General features: G+C 64.8%; 25 protein-coding genes. 7 read left to right on the forward strand and 18 right to left on the reverse strand.

The window, feature by feature from the left end; all coding sequences use genetic code 11:
- Positions 1 to 3: 3 nt before the first annotated feature.
- Positions 4 to 873: a LysR substrate-binding domain-containing protein gene (locus C0V82_RS07190; protein WP_102111739.1), complete on the forward strand. Its 870-nt coding sequence runs from the start codon at positions 4 to 6 to the stop codon at positions 871 to 873.
- On the opposite strand, the gene C0V82_RS07195 is transcribed toward C0V82_RS07190, so the two are convergent.
- The 6 genes from C0V82_RS07195 to C0V82_RS07220 all read right to left on the reverse strand — a co-directional run bounded on the left by C0V82_RS07195 (position 870) and on the right by C0V82_RS07220 (position 6977).
- Positions 870 to 1538, reverse strand: coding sequence for a class I SAM-dependent methyltransferase (locus C0V82_RS07195; protein WP_188595083.1), 669 nt, complete (start codon positions 1536 to 1538; stop codon positions 870 to 872). The two genes, C0V82_RS07190 and C0V82_RS07195, sit on opposite strands and share 4 nt — an antisense overlap.
- Positions 1513 to 2562 (reverse strand): 4-hydroxybenzoate octaprenyltransferase, encoded by a 1050-nt coding sequence (gene ubiA, locus C0V82_RS07200; RefSeq protein WP_102113302.1) that lies wholly within the window; start codon positions 2560 to 2562, stop codon positions 1513 to 1515. The genes C0V82_RS07195 and ubiA overlap by 26 nt, the downstream gene beginning before the upstream one ends.
- Positions 2563 to 2802: 240 nt before the next feature.
- A complete protein-coding gene (locus C0V82_RS07205) occupies positions 2803 to 3867 on the reverse strand; it encodes a helix-turn-helix domain-containing protein (protein ID WP_102111741.1) in 1065 nt (354 codons plus the stop codon).
- A 192-nt stretch (positions 3868 to 4059) separates the two neighbouring features.
- Positions 4060 to 5067, reverse strand: a complete 1008-nt coding sequence (locus tag C0V82_RS07210; protein WP_102111742.1) for a TIGR00266 family protein — start codon at positions 5065 to 5067, stop codon at positions 4060 to 4062.
- A 130-nt stretch (positions 5068 to 5197) separates the two neighbouring features.
- Complete coding sequence (locus C0V82_RS07215; protein WP_102111743.1) at positions 5198 to 5794, reverse strand: DUF1013 domain-containing protein; 597 nt, start codon at positions 5792 to 5794, stop codon at positions 5198 to 5200.
- A gap of 187 nt (positions 5795 to 5981) precedes the next feature.
- The gene (locus C0V82_RS07220; RefSeq protein ID WP_102111744.1) at positions 5982 to 6977 is read right to left on the reverse strand and encodes an NAD(P)H-quinone oxidoreductase; all 996 of its coding nucleotides are present in this window, start codon (positions 6975 to 6977) and stop codon (positions 5982 to 5984) included.
- A 233-nt stretch (positions 6978 to 7210) separates the two neighbouring features.
- On the opposite strand from C0V82_RS07220, the gene C0V82_RS07225 reads away from it, so the two are divergent.
- Both C0V82_RS07225 and C0V82_RS07230 read left to right on the forward strand, forming a co-directional pair.
- Positions 7211 to 7399, forward strand: a complete 189-nt coding sequence (locus C0V82_RS07225; RefSeq protein WP_245924194.1) for a DUF1192 domain-containing protein — start codon at positions 7211 to 7213, stop codon at positions 7397 to 7399.
- A gap of 267 nt (positions 7400 to 7666) precedes the next feature.
- A complete protein-coding gene (locus C0V82_RS07230) occupies positions 7667 to 7975 on the forward strand; it encodes a type II toxin-antitoxin system RelE/ParE family toxin (protein WP_102111746.1) in 309 nt (102 codons plus the stop codon).
- On the opposite strand, the gene C0V82_RS07235 is transcribed toward C0V82_RS07230, so the two are convergent.
- Together C0V82_RS07235 and zapE are read right to left on the reverse strand one after the other, a co-directional pair.
- Entirely contained in the window at positions 7976 to 8182 is a 207-nt protein-coding gene (locus tag C0V82_RS07235; protein WP_102111747.1) for a ribbon-helix-helix domain-containing protein, read from the reverse strand.
- A gap of 40 nt (positions 8183 to 8222) precedes the next feature.
- On the reverse strand, positions 8223 to 9338 hold the full coding sequence (gene zapE / locus C0V82_RS07240) for a cell division protein ZapE (RefSeq protein ID WP_102111748.1): 1116 nt from the start codon (positions 9336 to 9338) through the stop codon (positions 8223 to 8225).
- Between the two features lie 160 nt (positions 9339 to 9498).
- On the opposite strand from zapE, the gene C0V82_RS07245 reads away from it, so the two are divergent.
- A complete protein-coding gene (locus tag C0V82_RS07245; RefSeq protein WP_102111749.1) occupies positions 9499 to 10287 on the forward strand; it encodes a substrate-binding periplasmic protein in 789 nt (262 codons plus the stop codon).
- Between the two features lie 66 nt (positions 10288 to 10353).
- Complete coding sequence (locus C0V82_RS07250) at positions 10354 to 11583, forward strand: DUF2336 domain-containing protein (protein ID WP_102111750.1); 1230 nt, start codon at positions 10354 to 10356, stop codon at positions 11581 to 11583.
- A 116-nt stretch (positions 11584 to 11699) separates the two neighbouring features.
- Here the strand turns inward: C0V82_RS07250 and C0V82_RS07255 are convergent, their stop codons facing one another.
- Positions 11700 to 12227: a hypothetical protein gene (locus tag C0V82_RS07255; protein WP_102111751.1), complete on the reverse strand. Its 528-nt coding sequence runs from the start codon at positions 12225 to 12227 to the stop codon at positions 11700 to 11702.
- Between the two features lie 176 nt (positions 12228 to 12403).
- On the opposite strand from C0V82_RS07255, the gene C0V82_RS07260 reads away from it, so the two are divergent.
- Positions 12404 to 12799, forward strand: coding sequence for a dihydroneopterin aldolase (locus C0V82_RS07260; protein WP_158659790.1), 396 nt, complete (start codon positions 12404 to 12406; stop codon positions 12797 to 12799).
- Between the two features lie 60 nt (positions 12800 to 12859).
- Here C0V82_RS07260 and C0V82_RS07265 read toward each other — a convergent pair whose 3' ends face one another.
- From C0V82_RS07265 to C0V82_RS07295, 7 genes are all read right to left on the reverse strand, one after another.
- Positions 12860 to 13519 carry a DUF799 domain-containing protein gene (locus C0V82_RS07265; RefSeq protein WP_102111753.1) on the reverse strand — a complete coding sequence of 220 codons (660 nt, stop codon included), beginning with the start codon at positions 13517 to 13519 and terminating at the stop codon, positions 12860 to 12862.
- A gap of 10 nt (positions 13520 to 13529) precedes the next feature.
- On the reverse strand, positions 13530 to 13895 hold the full coding sequence (locus tag C0V82_RS07270) for a DUF4810 domain-containing protein (protein WP_102111754.1): 366 nt from the start codon (positions 13893 to 13895) through the stop codon (positions 13530 to 13532).
- Positions 13896 to 13897: 2 nt separating this feature from the next.
- The gene (locus C0V82_RS07275) at positions 13898 to 14197 is read right to left on the reverse strand and encodes a hypothetical protein (RefSeq protein ID WP_102111755.1); all 300 of its coding nucleotides are present in this window, start codon (positions 14195 to 14197) and stop codon (positions 13898 to 13900) included.
- Positions 14198 to 14207: 10 nt separating this feature from the next.
- On the reverse strand, positions 14208 to 15050 hold the full coding sequence (locus C0V82_RS07280; protein WP_245924195.1) for a CsgG/HfaB family protein: 843 nt from the start codon (positions 15048 to 15050) through the stop codon (positions 14208 to 14210).
- A gap of 387 nt (positions 15051 to 15437) precedes the next feature.
- Positions 15438 to 16682 (reverse strand): threonine ammonia-lyase, encoded by a 1245-nt coding sequence (locus tag C0V82_RS07285; RefSeq protein WP_102111757.1) that lies wholly within the window; start codon positions 16680 to 16682, stop codon positions 15438 to 15440.
- A 278-nt stretch (positions 16683 to 16960) separates the two neighbouring features.
- Entirely contained in the window at positions 16961 to 17218 is a 258-nt protein-coding gene (locus C0V82_RS07290) for a hypothetical protein (protein ID WP_102111758.1), read from the reverse strand.
- Positions 17219 to 17259: 41 nt separating this feature from the next.
- On the reverse strand, positions 17260 to 18081 hold the full coding sequence (locus tag C0V82_RS07295) for a S49 family peptidase (RefSeq protein WP_102111759.1): 822 nt from the start codon (positions 18079 to 18081) through the stop codon (positions 17260 to 17262).
- A gap of 253 nt (positions 18082 to 18334) precedes the next feature.
- Here C0V82_RS07295 and C0V82_RS07300 point away from each other — a divergent pair, with 253 nt between their 5' ends.
- Positions 18335 to 18985: a substrate-binding periplasmic protein gene (locus C0V82_RS07300; RefSeq protein WP_158659791.1), complete on the forward strand. Its 651-nt coding sequence runs from the start codon at positions 18335 to 18337 to the stop codon at positions 18983 to 18985.
- Here C0V82_RS07300 and C0V82_RS07305 read toward each other — a convergent pair.
- Positions 18982 to 19728 carry a tRNA1(Val) (adenine(37)-N6)-methyltransferase gene (locus tag C0V82_RS07305; RefSeq protein ID WP_102111761.1) on the reverse strand — a complete coding sequence of 249 codons (747 nt, stop codon included), beginning with the start codon at positions 19726 to 19728 and terminating at the stop codon, positions 18982 to 18984. The genes C0V82_RS07300 and C0V82_RS07305 overlap by 4 nt on opposite strands.
- A complete protein-coding gene (locus tag C0V82_RS07310; protein ID WP_102111762.1) occupies positions 19725 to 19952 on the reverse strand; it encodes a putative signal transducing protein in 228 nt (75 codons plus the stop codon). The genes C0V82_RS07305 and C0V82_RS07310 overlap by 4 nt, the downstream gene beginning before the upstream one ends.
- Positions 19953 to 20050: the final 98 nt, after the last annotated feature.

Consider the following 20050-nt stretch of genomic DNA (forward strand, 5'->3'; position numbering starts at 1 on the left):
CCTATGCCCACGCCCTTGCCCCCGTTCGACCTGGACCTGCTGCGCAGCTTTATCACCATTGTGGAATCGGGTGGCTTTACCCGTGCTGCCGAACGGCTGGGCCGCACTCAATCCACCATCAGCCTGCAGATCAAGCGGCTGGAGGACGGTCTGGGCCGGCGCCTATTCCACCGGGAGGGAAGGTCGTTCGAGGTGACGCCGGAGGGCGAGCAGCTTTTGATCTATGCACGCCGGCTGCTGGTTCTGGCGGGCGAGGCCTGTGCCGTTCTGATGGAGCCGGCAGTGGAGGGGGCCGTCCGGCTGGGCGTACCGGAGGATTTCGCCACAACCCACCTGTCCGACATTCTTTTCCGCTTTGCCCGCGCCCATCCGCAGGTGGCGCTGGAGGTGCGGTGCGACTTCTCGGCCAACCTGCTGGATGGCTTCGCCCGTGGGGATCTGGATCTGGTCCTGGGCAAGCGGGAGGCCCAGGGGGGCGGCGACGGGCAGCGGGTCTGGCGGGAGCCGCTGGTTTGGGCGGCATCGCCCCGGCTGCTGCATCTGGGGGGGCAACCGCTGCCCCTGGTCCTGGCACCCGCCCCCGACTTTTACCGCCATCGGGCGCTGGAGATGCTGGAGAAAGCCGGCCTGCCCTGGCGGATCGTCTATAGCAGCTCCAGCCTAGCCGGCCTTCAGGCCGCCACACATGCCGGTTTGGGCATCACCGTCCTGTCCCGGGACATGCTGGGGGCAGGCTTACAGGTGGTGGATGCCGGCCTCGACCTTCCCCCCCTTGGCGATGTCGAGATGGTCCTTCACCGGCCGCCCGGAGCCGTGCCGAGGGCGACGGAACTTCTGGCGGACCACATTGTGCGGTCGCTGGAACAGCGTTAGGGAGCCGGCACACGCCAGACATCGGTGACCCGCACTGCCCGATCCTCCAGTTCCAGGGTCGTCGGGACATTGAAGGTGGCGACCTTCTCCAGCCCCTGGGACGGGAGATAGGCGCGGCCAGGATCACCGACCAGGACGGTGATCCCGGACCGGGCCAGTTCCCGGAACCAGGCCAGGGCGGCTTCGGCGAAGGACCGCTCATAACAGACATCACCGGCCAGCAGGATATCGATGCCGGACAGAGGCTGACCGATAATGTCCTGGGTCAGGCCGGTGATGGACACACCATTGAGATCAGCATTAAGGCCGGTGGCGGTGATGGCGAAGGGGTCAATCTCCACCGCCGTGACCGATGCCGCACCCGCCTTCATGGCGGCGATGGCGATCAGGCCGGAGCCGGCGGCGAAATCCATCACCCGCTTTCCGGCCACCAGCGGCGGATCATCCAAGATCAGCCGGGCCACCGCCTGCCCGCCCGCCCAGGGAAAGGCCCAGAAGGGCGGCGGCACGCCATTCCTCTGCAACCAATCTTCGGTGGCATGCCAGATGGGCGTGATTTCGGTGGCCTGCCACAGATGGATGTCGGGGCAGAGCGGCACCGGGGCCGGAGCGGTATGCAGGCGAATGAAGGCGGCGGGGTCAGCGGAGGCTGGGGACAGTGACAAGATCGGCCATCTGCAGCATCGGCTGCTGCATATAGGGTTTGGGCAGGCCGCGATTGCCGCCCGGTGCGAAGCCGCCACCACCCTGCGGGGCGGGCGGCAGGCTGGCGATGCCGACAATGATGGCCACCAGCAAGGCCATACCGATGAAGCGGGCCGCCTTGAAGGTGGCCAGACTGTCGGCGGGGTCATTCATGTCCCAGCCCCGCACCTGCATCACCATAAGGGCACCGGTAGCGGCCAGGGGCACGAAAATCCCCCAGAACATGCCCATCGGTTCCAGCGCCAGCAGCCAGAAGATGAAGGCCCCGGTATAGAAGCCACCGACCCAGCGCCGCGAATCATTGCCGAACAGCAAGGCCGTGGATTTGATGCCCACATGGGCGTCATCCTCCCGGTCCTGATGGGCATAAATCGTGTCATAGCCGAGCGTCCAGAGGATACCCCCGGCATAGAGCAGGACCGCCGGCCAGCCGATATCGCCGCGCACCGCCGCCCAGCCCATCAGGGCCCCCCAGTTGAAGGTCAGGCCCAGAAAGGCCTGCGGCCACCAGGTGATCCGCTTCATCAGGGGATATGTCGCGACCAGCAGCAGGGAGGCGACACCCATCGCGATGGCGAACAGGTTGAGCTGCACCAGAATCAGTAGACCGACCAGAAGCTGCGCCACCAGGAAACCGATGGCCTGACGGACCGTGACCTGTCCGCTGGGGATGGGGCGGACCTTGGTCCGTTCAACCTTGGCATCCAGGTGCCTGTCCAGAATGTCATTGATGGTGCAGCCGGCACCACGCATGACCACAGCACCGACGCCGAACAGGAACATCAGCCAGAGATTAGGCCAGCCGCCGGCCGGGGCCGCCAGGGCGATGGACCACCAGCAGGGCAGCAGCAGCAGCCAGGTACCGATGGGCCGGTCGAGGCGGGCCAGACGCGCATAGGGACGCCACGCCACCGGCAGGTAGCGGTCGATCCAATCGCCGGGCCGTATGTCGGTATGCCCGGCGGTCGTGTCGTTGGCGTGCATCATGATGCGCGCATTCTATCTTTTCCCCCGCCGGACGCAAAGAGACGGTTTGTCACCGTCACAGGTTCCGGGTCCCACGTCGCAAGATGGCATCGGTCAGCAGCCTTTTCCGTGACGGCGCGCACAGGGGGCCCTGTGAAACATTCTGCACCCTCGCCTGGTCCTGCGTTTCGCAGGCGTTGGATCATGCCATGGCGTTAACCCTGTGAAACATTCTGCAACCGCCCTTCTTGTTTGGTTTCACAGGATGCCGGGCTTCGGTGCCCAGGACAGCCAGCGGGGGCGTTCGGCCCAGACTGTGTTGGTCAAGCCGGGTGCGGTGGGCAGATTGTCCAGCACGGTCTGGGTTTCATGGAGAATCCGGACCAGCAGGCGCGGGGCCGGTCGGCGCCGGCGCGCGGCGGGGCGGAAGGGTGCGGCCGGGTTACGGGGCATGGGCGGGCATGCGGCCTTTACGCGGGCCGGGGGCCTGGGTGGGGCGAAGCGCAGTTCGGGCGGGTGGTCGGGGGCGTAGTCGCCTGACTGACCCATGGCGTCGGTGGTGGGTGGCGTCGGGTTGGGGATGGGGTCTTCGGCGTCTTCCTGATCAGTGGAGGGGTCGGGCGTTTGGCCCCTGGGTCCCGGCTTTCGCCGGGATGACGAAGAGAGGGGGGATGACGAGGCGAGTGGATCGGCTTGGGCCGACGGGGCCGACAGGTCGGGCAACTCGGCGGCGAGGGTGGGGTCTTCGGCGGTGGGGGCGGTCAGGGGATCGAGGCGGATGGCGTCGGCATCGTCCGGCGAAAACCAGCCCGACGGGATGCGAGCATAGCCGGGCTTGGGCTTTTTTTCCGCCGGTTGCAGCAGGTCCCCGCCCAGGCCGAGACGGTCGGCAGCCCAAAGGGTGGCGCGCATGTCGCCGCTGGCCACGGCATGATAGATGCTGTCGACCACCAGGGTGCGCAGGGAGACGAAACGGCTTTCCGCCTCCCGCCGCAGCAGGGCACGTTCTTCAGCGATGCGGCGGCGCAGATTGTGGGAGCGCTGCAAGGCGCGCCAGATGGTGGTGCGCGACACGCCATATTCCGCCGTTATCTCCTTGATCTTGCGGCCCGCCGCAATGTGGAAGGCGATCTTGGCCCAAGCGACATCCGTCACCTTGCGGGAGGTGTAACCCTCCGTCAGATGCTCATCGGGAGCGAAGCCGACATCTTCGGTGAAGGGCTTGGTATGAAGGTCGGAGGAGCCGCGCCACCAGGCCTCTGCCTGTTCCTGCGGCGTCAGGGTGGGGTGGTCGGTATCGTAGGGATTATGGGACAAGGACATGGGCCGGTGCTCCCGAAGGCAAGGGATGGGTCCATGATCCTAGCAGATTATGGGAATATATTCCATGGATGGGATGGACACGCTGTTGACCATCTTCCCCTTCGTCATCCCGGCGAAAGCCGGGATGACGAAGGGGGGCGGGATGAAGAAGGGAGAGCAGGAAGACGAAGGATGGGGGGGGTAAGGCCCCCCTTACCGCTTGCCGCCCATAACAATGTCGCCCAGGGGACCCAGGACACTGCCTTCGCCCTTGCCGGCCCCCGGCATGGCGGCGGAGAGCATGCGGCCGGCCAAGCGGGAGAAGGGCAAGGACTGGATCCAGACGCGGCCGGGGCCGCGCAGGGTGGCGAAGAACAGCCCCTCCCCGCCGAACAGGACGGATTTCACGCCGCCGACCTGTACCAGATCGAAATCGATATCGGGCGTGAAGGCGGCCACGCAGCCGGTATCGACATGCAGCACCTCCCCCGGTGCCAATTGCCGTTCCATGACGGTGCCGCCGACATGGGCGAAGACCCAGCCGTCGCCCGTCAGGCGCTGCATGATGAAGCCTTCACCGCCAAACAGGCCCGTCAGGATCCGGCGCTGAAAATGAATGCCGATCGAGACGCCCTTGGCCGCCGCCAGGAAACTGTCCTTCTGGCAGATCAGGCCACCGCCCAGATCAGCAAGGTTGAGGGGCAGGATGGTGCCGGGGAACGGGGCCGCGAAGGCCACGCGGGCCTTGCCGCGTCCCTGTTGGGTGAAGACAGTGGTGAACAGGCTTTCGCCGGTCAGAACGCGCTTGCCAGCGCCGATCAGCTTGTCCAGGAAGCCGCCCGATTCGTTGCCATCGCCAAAGATGGTATTCATCTCGACGGTCGGGTCCTTGTAGACCATGGCCCCAGCCTCGGCGATCGCACTTTCGCCGGGGTCCAGTTCGACCTCCACGAACTGCATCTCCTGCCCGTGGATCTTGAAATCAATCTGGTCGGCGCGGGAGTAGCGGCCGCCGCCACGCGTCGGGGGCGGCGGGGCACCTGGGCTGCCCCAGGGACTGTCCTGCGGCGACAGTTCGGCCACGGCGCGCACCGGCAGCCATTCGGCCATGCCATTGCGCCAGCAGAAGGCATCCGGATGGGCGCGCACATAATCCAGCGCCGCCTGCCCGTCCAGCGGGCCGACCCGGTCGTCATCATCGTGGAAGAACCATTGCGTCATGATGTGTCACCCCCCGTTTGCCAGGCCGCCGGTGCGGCGCGTCATCATGCATATCGGGTTGAGACCGAACAAGAAAAAGGCCGGCTGCGCGTGGCGAGCCGGCCAATTTCCACACGACACAAGGTGCCGGTTACTCTTCGTCCTCGGCCACCGCCGGGTCCATATCCTCGTCCACGGCGTCCATGTCCGGGGTTTCCGGTTCCGGGCGGCCACGGCGGGCGCGTTCCAGGGCGGCGTCCAGTTCACGCTGGCTGCACAGACCCAGCAGGACCGGGTTGCGCGCCTTGATATTGGCGGCGTTCCAGTGGGTCTTATCGCGCACGGCGGCGATGGTCGGCTTGGTGGTGCCGATCAGCTTGCAGATCTGCGCATCCGACAGTTCCGGATGGGCCTTCAGCAGGTGGGCGATGGCATCCGGCTTGTCCCCGCGCTTGGTCACCGGGGTGTAGCGCGGACCCTTGGACCGGGCCACCGGCTGCGGCAGGTCCTGCACACGCATACGCAGCTTCAGGTTGGGGTTGGCTTCGACGCGGGCGATCTCTTCCGCCGTCAGTTCGCCGCCGGCCACCGGGTCACGGCCAACCATGCCCACCGCCACTTCGCCGTCGGCAATGGCCTGCACTTCAAGCTCATGCATGCCGCAGAATTCCGCAACCTGCTCGAAGGTGAGACTGGTGTTCTCGACCAGCCAGACGGCGGTGGCCTTCGGCATCAGGGGCTGTGCCATGCTTCCTCCTCAAACGCTTCGCCGGCACCCAGCCGGCAGAAAATCAATCCGTTAACGCAAAAGCCGCCCGTCGCGCGCGGGAGGGGCCCCGCGCAGCCAACCGGACGGACAAGTCAACGACCCGTTCACCTATAGCGTTCCGAGACGGGACAAGCCACGGGATTTTTAAGGGTTGGGTGTAACGGGATTACAGAACCAGCATGATCTTACCGATATGGGTAGAGCTTTCCATCAACCGGTGGGCGTCGGCAGCGGCATCCAGGGGGAATGTTTTGGCAATCACGGGGCGCACCTGACCACCCGTTACCAGCGGCCAGACCTTTTCCCGGACGGTCGCCGCCAGCGCCGCCTTCTGCGCGGTTGTGCGGGCGCGCAGGGTGGAGCCGGTCAGGGTCAGCCGCTTCATCATGATGGGTGCCAGATTCACCTCCACCTTGGGTCCACGCAGGAAGGCGATGGAGACGTGACGGCCTTCCAGCGCCAGACAGTCGATGTTGCGAGGCAGGTAATCGCCGCCCACCATATCCAGAACGACATTGACGCCCTTGCCACCCGTGGCTTCTTTCACCACCGAAACGAAATCCTGGGTCTTGTAGTCGATGGCATGATCGGCACCTAGGCTGCGGCAGGCCTCCACCTTGTCGGCCCCGCCGGCGGTGGCGAAGACGGTGGCGCCCAGGGCCTTGGCAAGCTGAATGGCGATGGTGCCGATGCCCGACGTGCCGCCATGCACCAGGAAGCTCTCACCCGCCGACAGGCCGGCGCGTTCGACCACATTGGTCCAGACAGTGAAAACCGTCTCCGGCAAGGCGGCGGCCTGCACCATGTCCAGCCCATCGGGCACGGGCAGCACCTGTCCCGCCGGGGCCGTGGCATAGTCGGCATAGCCGCCACCACCCAGCAGGGCGCAGACCCTGTCGCCCACCTGCCAGCCCGTCACGCCGTCGCCCAGGGCCGCGATGGTGCCGGACACTTCCAGGCCCGGCAGGTCCGACGCACCGGGCGGCGGCGGGTAAAGACCCTGACGCTGCACCACATCGGGCCGGTTGACGCCCGCAACTTCCACCTTGATCAGCACCTCGCCAGCGGCCGGTTGGGGGACGGGCCGCGTGGTGGGCACCAGGACCTCTGGCCCGCCGGGCTGCGTGATCTCAACGGCGCGCATGGTGGTGGGCAGGGTCATCGGTCGGTTCCTTCATGCTTCGGGGTGGCGGCCAACGGCGTGATACCGCAGAATGGCGCCAAGACTAGAGCGTATTTCCGTTGACCGGAAACACGCTCTAGCAGTTCGTAGTCCTCAGTCGCCGGAGCTGCATCCGCAGCTTGGCTTTCGCCGCACGAGCGGCGCGGCGGCAGTCGCCGCCGGAGCGGTTTTCCAATCAAAGGAAAACCGCCCTAAAGATAGGGATGGAACCGATGGCTTTCGACCTGGATGAATTGCTGCCCACCAAGAAAGTGTCCAAGCCCGTGGACCTGCCCAGCCTGTCGGTCGGCGACCTGCAGGACTATATCGCGGCGCTGGAGGCCGAGATTGTGCGCGTGAAGGGCGCCATCAAGGACAAGCAGGAAGTCGCGGCGGCAGCGGCGGCGTTCTTTAAGAAGTAGAAGGGTGGCAGGCTGGGCGGTTCCGGTCTATCATCAGGGCTGGAGGTTCCCCATGCCGGATGTCGGCAATACACAATACCCGACCGCCGACGATGCGGAGCCGCGGCTTGCACGTGAGCGACGCCTTTTGGACGAGGCGCGCGCCGAGGCCGCACGGGGACTGTTGTTGAGCGGGCCGGAGGTTGAGGCGTGGCTGGACGCGCTGGATGGTGATGTTTCGCTGCCGCCACCAAAAGCAGCTGAGCGCAGAGCCGGGAGATAGGAACATTGCCCCGGCAGTTATCATTCACGCCGTCTGCCCTGCGTGATCTAGCTGCCATACGCGACTGGTTGCTGCAACCGGGCTCCGGGCAGAAGGCGAGAGCCAAGTTGCGCCATATCCGAAGCGCCATGCGGGAGCTTGCCACCAATCCCGTTCTCTGGCCGGTTGGCGCGCATCCGGGCGTACGGGAAATCCCTGTCGATGGCTACCGCGTCATGTATGAGGTCCATCCCGATACGGGGGATGTGGAGACCGCAGGCGATATCAGGATTTTGCGGATATTCGGACCGGGGCAGGACCGGTCGCAAATGTAATCAGTTTCGAAACGCCGCCAGCACATAGACCCTGAGCGCGCTGGACAGATTGCCGGTGCGGGTGGCGTCGATGCGTTCGATCAAAGCGTTGACGGAGACGCCTTCCGCCGCCGCCAGTTCCTTCAGCGCGTCCCAGAAGGGTTCTTCCAGAGTGACGCTGGTCGGATGGCCGGCGACCATGACGGAGCGTTTGCGCACTTCGGTCATTTTTCTTGCTCCGCCTGTCGCCGGCCTGGGCTACGCCCTGTCACGTCAGATGCTCTCGCGCCAGATAGTCCTGGCTTTGCATTTCCATCAGGCGGCTGATGGTGCGCTGAAACTCGAACGCGTGGGTGCCTTCGGCATAGATGCGTTCGGGGGCCACCTCGGCGGCGATGATGGTGTTCACCTTATGCTCATAGAGCGCGTCGATCAGGGTCATGAAGCGCTTGGCCTCATTACGCAGTGCCTCTGGCAGGCGGGGCACCATGTCAATCAGGACGGTGTGGTAATGGGTGGCGATGGCGAGGTAATCGCCGGCCCCGAGAGGCCTTGCGCAGAGTTCGTCAAAGGTGAACCAGGCCACCCCCTTGGCACAGCGCGGCACATCCACGCGGCGGCCCTGCACCGTCAGGTGCGTGGCAGTGGGCGTGGCATTGTCGGTCAGGTCAGCGAAGGTCTGGGCCATGGCCTGTGCCGTGCCCGCCGTCAGCGGATAGTGATAGACCTTGGCCCCCATCAGCCGGGCCAGACGGTAATCCCGCGCCGAGGCCAGATGCAGCACATCCAGCCGTTCCTTCAGCAGGGCGATGAAGGGCAGGAACAGCTGCCGGTTCAGGCCATCCTTGTACAGATCTTCGGGGGGCCAGTTGCTGGTCGCCACCACCACCACGCCCAGATCGAACAAAGCCGTGAACAAGCGACCCAGGATCATGGCGTTGGTGATGTCGGTGACGTGGAATTCGTCAAAACAGAGCAGCCAGCCCTCCGCCGCGATCTCCTTGGCGACCTCCACCACCTCGTCGCCCTTGGCGCGGCCTTCGCCCCGGATGGCGTGGAGCCGTTCATGCACGCGCAGCATGAAGGCGTGGAAATGCACCCGCACCTTCTCCTCCACCGGGGCGGTTTCGAAGAACAGGTCCATCAGCATGGATTTGCCGCGACCGACATCGCCATAGATGTAAAGGCCCTGGGGGGCGGGATCGGGCCGGCGCGTCAAGCCCAGGCGCGCCCGCCAGCCGGTCTGTCCGGTCGCAGGCCGATAGCCCTTCAGGGCATGCCAGAGGCTTTCCAGCTTCTCCGCCGCCAGTTCCTGGGCCGGATCGGCCTTCAGCGTGCCGGTGCCGCGACGGGCGCGGTAGACGGAAAGGGGGCCGTCGGTCATGGGCTGTTCATGAGCAAGGTCAAGGATTTGCGCCTGAACAGGTAAAGCCCGCCCGCCCCCTTCGCAAGCGCGGCATGGACGACCCTGCCCTGTGGCATCATCGGGTATGCTGAAATTGGTCGTTACATTTTAAACAAATTCGTGTGAAATCTTTGCAGCCATGAATATGCCCATCCGCCCCACGCTGGCCGCCATTGCGGCCCTTTTCGTGTTTCTGGTCGCCTTGCCGGCGGCCAGCGCAGGCGCGGCCTGCCACCTGCGCATTGTGTGGACGGAGTTGCCGCCCTATCAGACGGTGGGCGCGGATGGAAAGCCGTCGGGCATCGATATCGAACTGGTAAGCGAGGCCAGCCGGCGCATGCCCTGCGCCATCGACTGGGAATTTGCACCACGTCCGCGCGCCCTGCTGCTGGTGCAGGAGGGCAAGGCCGATGCGGTCGTCGGCGTGGGCCGCACCGTGGAGCGGGAGGCGTTCGGCATCTTCTCCCAGCCCATCCGCGAGGGGCGCAATGTCCTGATCGTGCGCAAAGGCTATGCCGCCAAGTTCCCCTATCAGAACCTGACGTCCCTGGCGGCCAGTCCGTTCCGGCTGGGTGTGGTATCGGGGTCCCGCTACAGCCAGGAATTCGAGGATCTGACGCGCAGCGGCGCTCTCTCCGATAATATCATCCCGGTTCAGAACGGGGAGAGCGCCATGGCCATGCTGATGCGCGACCGCATCGATGGGTTCATCGATGGGTACCGTATCGCGCTGAACCGTGCGGCGCAGCTGGGTCTGGCGGACGATATCGATGTGCATCCGATGTTCGTCAATGAACACAAGGCCTTCGCCCTGTTCAGCCAGGCCGCCAATATCGACCCCGCCATCATCACCCGCTTCAATGCCGTGATCATGGGGATGGAAGCCGATGGCACCATTACCCGCATCATCAGCAATTACGGCAGTTGAAACCCGCGCACGGATGGGGGATCGTGGGCATATGCCGCCCGCCGCCCTGCCCCGCCCCCATCCCTGATGACCGACCGGCCCGACAAAGCGCTGCCGGTTGAGGCCTATGAACGGGCCAAGGAACTGGCCCGCAGCGGCGCCCCGGCCCAGCGTGCCGAACTGGCGCTGCAACCGGAAACACCGCCGGAACTGCTCTATTATCTGGCCGATGATGACGATCCGCTGGTCCGCCGCGCCGTCGCGTTCCGGTCCGAAACGCCGGTGCAGGCCGCACCCAGGCTGGCGCGTGATCTGGACACGGAAGTACGCGTGCTGCTGTCGCGCAAGCTGGCGCGGGCATTGCCGCACCTGACGGGGGCGGAGCATGCGGCCATCCGGGACCTGGCCCACCACGCCCTGACCATGCTGGCCGCCGATCAGGTGGTGCGGGTGCGCGCCGCCTTGGCCGGGGCGCTGCGCGATGTCGCATCCGCCCCGCCCGGCCTGATCGCCGGTCTGGCCCGCGATGTGGCGCGGGAGGTGGCGGAACCCATTCTGCGCGGCTGCGTCAATCTGGCGGACGAAGAACTGGTCGCCATCATCGCGGCCCAGCCCGTGCCCTGGGTCCTGGAGGCCATCGCGCGGCGCGACCATGTCTCCGCCCCCGTCGCAGAGGCGGTAGCGGCGACGGGCGACCCGGTGGCCACCGCCAGCCTTCTGGCCAATCCCGGTGCGGCCCTGTCCGACCGGGCCATGTCACGGCTGGTGGAAAAGCCCTTGTCCGCGATGGACATGACCAAAACAACCGCCAAGCCGCTGCTGCCGCCCTCGCTGCTGGGCAAGCTGGCCCGGATTGTCGAGGACAGTATCAAGGGCGAACTGGCAGGCCAGGGGTTTGACCGGCAGGAACGGCAGGAGGTGGTGGAGGTTACCCAGCGCCGCCTGGACTGGGCCCGCGATTACGTGAAGCGGGAACCGCCCGAGGCCAAGGCCGCCCGCCTGAAGGCCGAAGGCAAGCTGGACGAGGCCGCCATCTGGGATGCCCTGTCCTGGGGCGACAAGCCGTTCGTGCGGGAAGCACTGGCCCTGCGCGCCGATCTGCCAGCAGAGCTGGTGCAGCGGATCATCGATACGCAGAGCGCCAGGGCCATCACCGCGCTGGCCTGGCGCGCGGGACTGTCCATGCGCTGCGCCCGGCTGTTACAGCTTAAATCCGGCCTGCCGCCGCCCAAGCTGCTGAATGCCCGGCATGGGGTGGATTACCCGATGAATGAGGCGGAGATGCGCTGGCAACTGGGGCTGTTCGGGGTGGAATAGGGTGACTTTCGTTGCCTCAAGCGCCGGCGCCGCATCCGCGGCTTGGCTTCACGCGCCACGTGGCGCGCGGCGGCGGTCGCCGCCGAATCAACGGTCAAAAACCGTGACCGCTGATTTTATTCAAACGTGCGCAGCGCCGCCGGGGCGCCTTTCAGGTGCTTGACCAGCAGGCTGACGATTTCCTCCATCTGGGTGCGGACCTTGTCCAACTCCATGGAGGTCTTGTCGTCCAGTGCCGCTTCCATCAGCATCATGTCGAAATCATTCAGCAGGCTTTGCAGGCTTTCATGCTCCGCCTCCAGAATGTCATAGGCGCCGAGCGCATGGATCAACAGTTCGGGCGGATCACGGAAGAAAGCTAGGCTCATGCGCGTAAAGCTGGTGATGGAGCGCAGGCGCATGCGGATCAGCCAGCCGCGCAGGTCGGCCGGCACGCCTCGGTTGGGCGCTTCTTCGGCCTTGTCCGTGATGGTGAAGATCAGGGCCTGGATTTCAAGATAGCGGGCGCGCGCCTTCTTGAAATCGGGGAAGGTGGCCAGCTTCACCCCTTCCTGCTTTTCAAACAGGCTGACGGCACCGGCCAGCGACTGCGACAGATGCCGCAATACCGTCGCCCGCTGTGCCGCATCCTGTTCGTAACGCATGAATATCCCCGTGTGCCTCAACTTTTCTAATGTCGCGCACTCTATCCGGGGAAGGCAAGCAGCACCACCATGCCTTAAGGATGGCACCGAAAGGCCGCCCCCCGCCGAAAGCGCGGGGTCAGCCCCCGCATCCCCGTCGCTTGTCGCAGCATCGGCCCGATGGTAGAGCAGCAGGCATGATGCAGCCCCTGGCCCGCCCCCTTCCCTACCCAAGCCCCGACGCGCAGCAGCGCGATGCGGGACAGGTGGTGCTGGTCGTGCGCGATCTGGTGGTGACGACGCTGATCGGCATCTATGACTATGAATATGTGAAGCCGCAGCGCCTGCGCCTGAACCTGGAACTGGCGCTGACAGCGGCCACGGACCAGCCTTGGACCCATGCCGATCTGGTGGCCACGGCCAGCCGCATCGTCACCGACGGCCATACCAACCTGCTGGAATGTCTGGCCGAACGTCTGGCCACTACCCTGCTGTCCGACGGTCGCGCCGCCATGGCCCTGATCCGCCTGGAAAAGCTGGACGCGTTCGCGGAATGCGAAGCGGTCGGTGTGGAGATCGTGCGAGCGGCGTAGAAAGCAAAACGCCACGCCCTGATTTTGGGCGTGGCGTCTTTTGTCAATCAGGGAACTGGATCAATAATCCTTGCCGTGATTGGCATCATATGGACCTGTCGGCATACCGTGACCGGGGGCGTACAGAGCCATGCTGTTGGCCTGATTGGCCAGCGGCAGATAGCTGGGCTTAGCCCGCTCCACCGCCGCAATAACTGCCTGGGCAATCAGGCTGGCCAGCAGGTTGCCGCCGCTGTTCTGTGCCTGCGGGGAATAGGCCAGGGTGACCTCATCCGTCCAGATTGTCTGGCCGGTCTTGCCATGCTTCAGCACATAAGACAGGGAGACGGTCGTCGTGGTGGCCAGAACGGCATAGGCCGAATCCCACTTTTCCAGCGACACGAACATGACCGCATCGGCACCAAACAGATTGGCGACCCGTGTCGGGTCGGCGGAATGGACGAGGTTGGCATCGGCCAGCCCCTCATCCTCCATGAACCGCTTCACCATATGGACGGGGAAGACGTAATAGCCCTTCTCCGCCAGGGCACCCGGCAGGGTAACCAGGAAATTGTCAGCCGCGTCGACCTGCGTGCTTTTGTTGACCACGGGCACGACGACGATGGAACGCGGGTGCTGGTCACGGAACGCGCTGAAATCCTTCTTGGGAATTTCCGGCGTGGCGCAGGCGGACAGGCCCAGCAGCAGCAGGCCCGCCGAGAGGAGTTTGATCATCCGCATCGGTCTATCCTCAGCTGGTCTTGGGGGCGGCGGTGCCATTGCGGGCCGCCGTGATAGCCTTGTCCATAAAGACGGTCGATTCCGGCCAGGCCGTCTTCTCCCGCTCGAACATGGCAACAGCGCCAGGGACATCACCCTTGGCCAGGCGCACATATCCCAGTTCAGCGAAGACACCGGGGGCGATCTTCTGCGTCTTCGGATCGGTGACCGCCAGCCGTTCCAGCTCTTCCTGGTACTGCGCCAGCTTGGTCGCGTCCTGCTGATAATCGTAGAGGGTCAGGGCGTAGTTGCCCCACATGTATTTGCCGGTCGGCGGCTGAGCGCAGCCAGCCAGAGCCGCGACCATCGCCGCGGCCAATATCATTCTATTCTTCATGATCAGGGCACCGTGATGGTCTTGGTCACCTCGTCACCGAGATAAACCGTGGTTTCGTAAACGACGCGTCCCATGTCCTGGATGGTCACTTTGTGGGTGCCGCGATCCAGTTGGAGCTTTGCCTTAACGCCGTCATAGGCAGCAGCGGGGCCGATCTGCACCCCATTCACCAGCAGCACAGCCGTGGGAGACGCGTTGGCGATGGCGATAGCCGGACGCGAATCAACAGTTTTGACACTCGAATTCGGATACGAACACCCGGCGAGTACAAGAGTGAAGAGCGCGAATATTGTCCGCTTCATCTTAAACCTCCTACTGGCTTTCGCCGACGATGAGAGCGGCCTGACCAGCCGCGGCCAGCGAGCCGGAGAGGACGCGGGCCACGGCCCCCTCGTTCACTTCACTGTCGCCGAACGTGGATTCCACCTCGATATCCACCAGCTTGGTGGGCGGCAGCTCAATCTCGAAGCCCGTCTGCGGGCTTTTGACCCGTTCACCGGGCTTCAGAACGGCAAGACGGTCACCCGCCTTGACACCCTGCCGGGCACCACCGCTGATGAAGACACGAGCGCCGTCAACCTTCAGGACATCCGCACGCCAGGGGCGGGATTCCAGCTTGGCCACCAGACCATTCATCATGTCAGAAATGGCGGCGCCGATTGCCTTGTCATTCAAGGTCGCGTCATAGGCGGCCTGACTGCCGAACCCCATGACAGTGCCGTTTTCCACTGCCGCCTCACCCACACCGGAGGTCGTGAAGAAGGCCACGCCCGTGCGCACATCGACAACGCGGACTTCGACCTTGGCGCGAGCAACTTGCTTCTTGGTGTTGCTGAGGAAGCCGGACTGCCCCTCGGTCTGGCGGCCAAACTCCGTCAGTGATCCGATGATCAGAACATCCGCGCCGACAATGTTGCCGGCCGTGCCACCTAACTTCTGCTCGCCCTTGATGATGTCGAGATCCGAGCGTTCAAGCACGACGAACTTGCCGGAATCGACCAGACGCGCGGACAGCATGTCGGACGTCTGACGGCCCAAGGGATCAATCTGATCCGCCGTCAGCAGCGCCTTGCCATAGCGGGTTTCGTTGGTGAAACGCCCGATGGCGATTTTACGCTTCAAGGCCTTCACAGCGGGCGGCGCCTGCTGTGCCACCTGCTGCGCCTGAGCAACCTGTTGTGGAGCCTGCACAACCGCCGGCGGCGTGGCCGGCGTCGCGCATCCCGCGAGTAGAGCAACAGCGCCAACCAATGATATGGATATCGCACTTCGCGACATACCTTGAATAGAGCAGCCCCTCAAAACAACCTCCCCACAGAATGATAGGGGTGAGGCTATCAAATCATGAATTATACAAAAATGCTGATTTTACATAAAATTCAACATAATATTATTGACAAATATTAAGACGAATTCTGAAAATAAAATATTACAATAAGTAAAAATCAAACAATTTTGGGTGCATTATGTTTGACTGCACGGGTATGTGAACCAGAAGTGTGCTTCCGGTAAACGGAAGCACACCCTTTGAGCTGATCAACCCTACTCCACCCCACCCGCCAGCACCTGTACCGTCAGGCCGCCGGTGGTGCGCAGGGTTTCGACCACGCGTTGGGCGTGGCGTTTGGACCGGCATTCGATGGTCAGGTCGATGTCGGTAGCCTTGACTGTCGTGGTCGTGAACAGGCGCTGGTGCGAGGCCTCGATGATGTTGCCGCCGGCTTCGCCCACCAGACCGGTGATGCGGGACAGGGCACCCGGACGGTCGGGGATGGCGATACGCACGGCGATCAGGCGGCTTTCACGCACCAACTGGCGCATGATCACCTGGGCCAGCAGGCGGCTGTCGATATTGCCGCCGCACAGGACCAGACCGACCTTCGATCCCTGGAACAGCTGCGGGTGGGTCAGCAGCGCCGCCAGACCCGCCGCACCGGCCCCTTCGGCGACGGTCTTTTCGATGTTCAGGAACAGGGCCACCGCCTCTTCCACCGCGACATCGGGAACCAGCACCACCTGATCCACCAGGGCGCGGCAGATATCCAGGGTCAGGGCGCCGACATTCTTCACCGCGATGCCTTCGGCGATGGTGTCGCCGCCCACCTGGATCGGTTCGCCCTTCAGCGCCTGGGCCATGGCGGGATAGGCTTCCACCTCCACCCCGATGATGCGGATGGCGGGATTCAGGGCCTTGGCCGCGACCGCGATGCCGCTGATCAGGCCGCCACCGCCGACCGGCACCACCAGCGTGTCCAGGTGCGGCACAGCGTCCAGCATTTCCAGACCGATCGTGCCCTGGCCGGCGATCACGTCGGGATCGTCATAGGGGTGGACGAAGACCAGCCCCTCCTCGCGGGACAGTCGTTCGGCCTCTGCCGCTGCCTCGGCCAGGACGGTGCCTTTCAGGACGACGCGGGCGCCATGTTCCTCGGTCCGTTCCACCTTGGTGAAGGGCGTACCTTCGGGCATGACGATGGTGGCAGGGATGCCCAGGCGGCCGGCATGATAGGCCACACCCTGGGCGTGGTTGCCAGCCGACATGGCGACGACGCCACGCTGGCGTTCCTCCGCCGTCAGCTTGCGCAGCTTGTTCAGAGCGCCGCGTTCCTTGAAGGCAGCGGTGAACTGCAAATTCTCGAACTTCACCCAGACCTCGGCCCCGGTCAGTTGCGACAGGGTGCGGGACGGGACGCAGGGCGTGTCCATGATATGGCCGGACAGCGCCTTTGCGGCGTCCTTCACATCGGCCAGGGTCACGGAAAGGGGGGCGCTGGATAGGGCGGTCATGGATTGCGGTCTCCTTGGACGCAGGACACGGCATTCCACCCACCGCAACAGGGCGGGCGGGGCCGGTGGGTGCGCGTTCAGGTCCACGCACTTCTCACGCGTTCTTGAGTCTCACGCCGCACCGTTGCTGACGAGACGATTTTTCACAGCACTGGTAGACCGGGTTTCGTTTTCCTCAAGCGCCGGCGCTGCATCCGCAGCTTGGCTTCACGCCGCACGTGCGGCGCGGCGGCAGTCGCCGCCGGAGCTGTTTCCGGTCAACCGTAAACAGCTCTATATCAGCGCGGGCAACCGGGCGTGCCGCAGCGTGCGGCGCCCGCCGCAACGTAAACGCCGCAGACGGCGCATTTGGCCATTTCCTGCGTATCGGTCGTCGGGGCCTTGCGGTCGCTGCCGCGCGGTGTCTTTGCCCGGTCGCCGCCATTGCGGCGCAGGGCCGCCTGCCGTTCCCGCTGGACCTTGCCCAGCAGGCGGAATGCAAACCAGACGATGGCCAGAAGGCCCACCAGGGTGATGATCTTGGACAAGGACAGCATGGCAGCAAAGTGTGGGAAGCCGGAAACGGGAGCAAGTGAAATCAAAGACCGAAACGCGCGAAAGCAGCGCGTTCGGATGCCGCATCCGCTACCCCGTCGGCCAGCGACCGCGCATCCAGCCCGATGAAGCGGCCAACACCGGCCCGGCGCGGCGGGTTGATCAGGCGGATATCCACCTTCTCCCCAAACCGTTCACGCAGGGTGGCGCGCATGTCGCCGGTGCGGTCGATCAGGCCAAGTTCCAGTGCCTTGGCTCCGGTCCAGAAGGCGCCCGTGAACAGGTCATCCTCCGTCGCCTTCAGCCGGGACCCACGGCGGTCGCGGATCCAGGCCTTGAACATCTCATGCATTTCCGCCTGGATGGATTTCAGATGGGCCACATCCTCGGCTTTTTCCGGCTGAAACGGGTCCAGCATGGCCTTGGCGGTGCCGGCGGTATGGACGCGGCGGTCCACGCCCAGCCGGTCGATCAGGCCCGTGAAGCCGAAGCCGGCGGAGACAACGCCGATGGAACCGACGATGGAACAGGCATCCGCCGTGATCTCATCCGCCGCACATGCCAGCCAGTACCCGCCGGACGCGGCCACATCCTCCACAAAGGCCAGGACGGGCACATTCTTTTCCGCCGCCAATGCCCGAATCCGCCGCCCAATCAGGGCCGATTGCACCGGAGAGCCACCGGGAGAGTTGATGGCCAGCGCCACCGCCGCCAGCCCGTTCGGGGCAAAAGCCCGGTCGATATCATCGGCCAACCCCTCCAACGACAGGCCCCGCCGCCCCATGCCAATGGCCCCTGACAGGCGCAGCACCGATACCAGCGGCGACAGGGACAGGCCGGCAAGCTTTCTGAAGCGGCGGATCATGGGCGATGGCTTTCCAAAGCGAAGATGATGGTGAAGAGATGGGGGTGGCATGCGCGCAACGGTAGCCCCGTCCCATACGAAAGAGCGCGGAGAAGGTTTGACCGTGCCCCGGCAGCGGCGCACTTTGTCACTTATGACGAAGGTTCGATCCAACACCACCTCTTTTGTATATGCCATGCTGGCACTCTGCATCTTTGCATTGGTGCAGATAGCCACACCACTCGCGCATGCAGATCGTTCAGTCGTAGAACTGATGGCTGTCCAGACCCCGCCCATGGCGATGGCGGATGGGGAAGAACGAGGGGCCGTTCTGGAACTCGCCACCGCAGCGGTGGAACGGGCGGGGCTGAGGCCCAAAGTCACCTTTATCCCGTGGCGCCGGGCGCAGGAAATGGTGTCGGGAGGCAAGGATCTGCTGATCACGCCCCTGACCTGGCTGCCGTCGCGCGCGGATAAATTCACCTGGATCGGGCCGATCTGTCGCATGGAACGGTCCATCGCCAGCATCAAGGACCGTATCGACAGCCTGGATCAGGCCAAGCGGGAACGGCGTATCCTGGTGGTGGGGGCCGGCAGCGCCCAGGAAATCCAGCTGCGCGACTGGGGCTATCCGCCTGAATTGATTGTCGCCACGCCGCTGGGCACGCGGGAGGTGGACATGCTGACCAGCGGGCGGGTCGATGGCTGGTACAGCGGGACGGCCCAGATCCGCTGGCGCTGGAACCGGGATGGGCGTAAGGAGCGGCTGATCATCGGCAATGCGATTATTGTTGATCAGATCCATCTGGCCTGTTCGCGCGATTGCGACCCAACCCTGGCCGCCACCCTGCGCGGGGCGCTGCAAAGCCTGCGCGATGACGGAACGGCAGACCGTATCCTGGCGCGGTACGACCTCTACTATTAAAGGGGCAGCGGGGCCGCGTCGCGCAGGATGGCCTCTACCGCCGGGGTGTAGCCCTGCCCCTCCCCATGCAGGACAAGGCCGGGCAGCAGGGTCAGGGGACCCCGCGCGTCGCGCCGCGCGCTGACGATCACGCGCTTGGCCGGCAGACCCGCGCGGGGCCAGAACGGCAGAACGCGGATATCGCCGAACCGGCCCGCCAGCAGCGACAGCAGATGGTCCAGCCGTTCCGCCGGATAGATCAGGGTCAGCGTCCCCCGGCTTTTGCCCAGGCGCAAGGCGGCCCGTACGAATCCCGCCAGATCACCCGCCCCTTCGCCATGGCTGTTGGCCTTGTGCCCGCTGGGCGACGGGGTGTGGCGACCGGTGGGCCAGAAGGGCGGGTTGGCCAGGATATGGTCGAAACTGTTGGGGCGCAGGCCTTCTGGCGGGGCGGACACATCGCCGTCCAGGACAGTGACACGGTCGGCAAGGCCGCTTTCGGCGGCCCCGCGCCGGGCCAGGCCGGCGGCAAGGTCCTGTATCTCCAGCCCCGTGACGGCCAGACCCGGCACACGGGCAGCCAGACACAGCAGGGCCGCGCCCGTACCGCAGCCCAGTTCCAGCACGGCCTGTCCCGCCACCGCCGGCACGGCGGCGGCCAGCAGGACGGGATCGATGGCGACGCGGTAGCCGTCCGCCGGCTGGAACAAAGTGACGCGCCCACCCAGCAATCTGGTGGCATCGATATCGCCGCAACCGGTCACGCCGATGCCCCCGGCACCACGGGCAAGCCTGCCTCCACCAGCAGGGCGCGGGCATCGGCCAGATCATCATCGGCGACGCACAGACGGCGCGGAATGGCCCCGATGCTGCCTTCCAGCACGGAGGTGTGCTGATCCAGCAGCACGCAAGCGATGCCGGCATCGGACAGAAGCGATTGGGCGAAACTCAGCTCCACCGGGTCATTGCTGCGGATCAGCGGCTGCATGCGGGTCCATCCCCTTCGGAGTTTCAAGGCGGACATGCCGCGTATAAACGCCGGCAGGTCTTGACCCGCCGGGCTTCCCCGCTATGCTCCCCCGCAAT

Origin of the sequence: Niveispirillum cyanobacteriorum (genome assembly GCF_002868735.1) — a bacterium.
GTDB lineage: Bacteria > Pseudomonadota > Alphaproteobacteria > Azospirillales > Azospirillaceae > Niveispirillum > Niveispirillum cyanobacteriorum.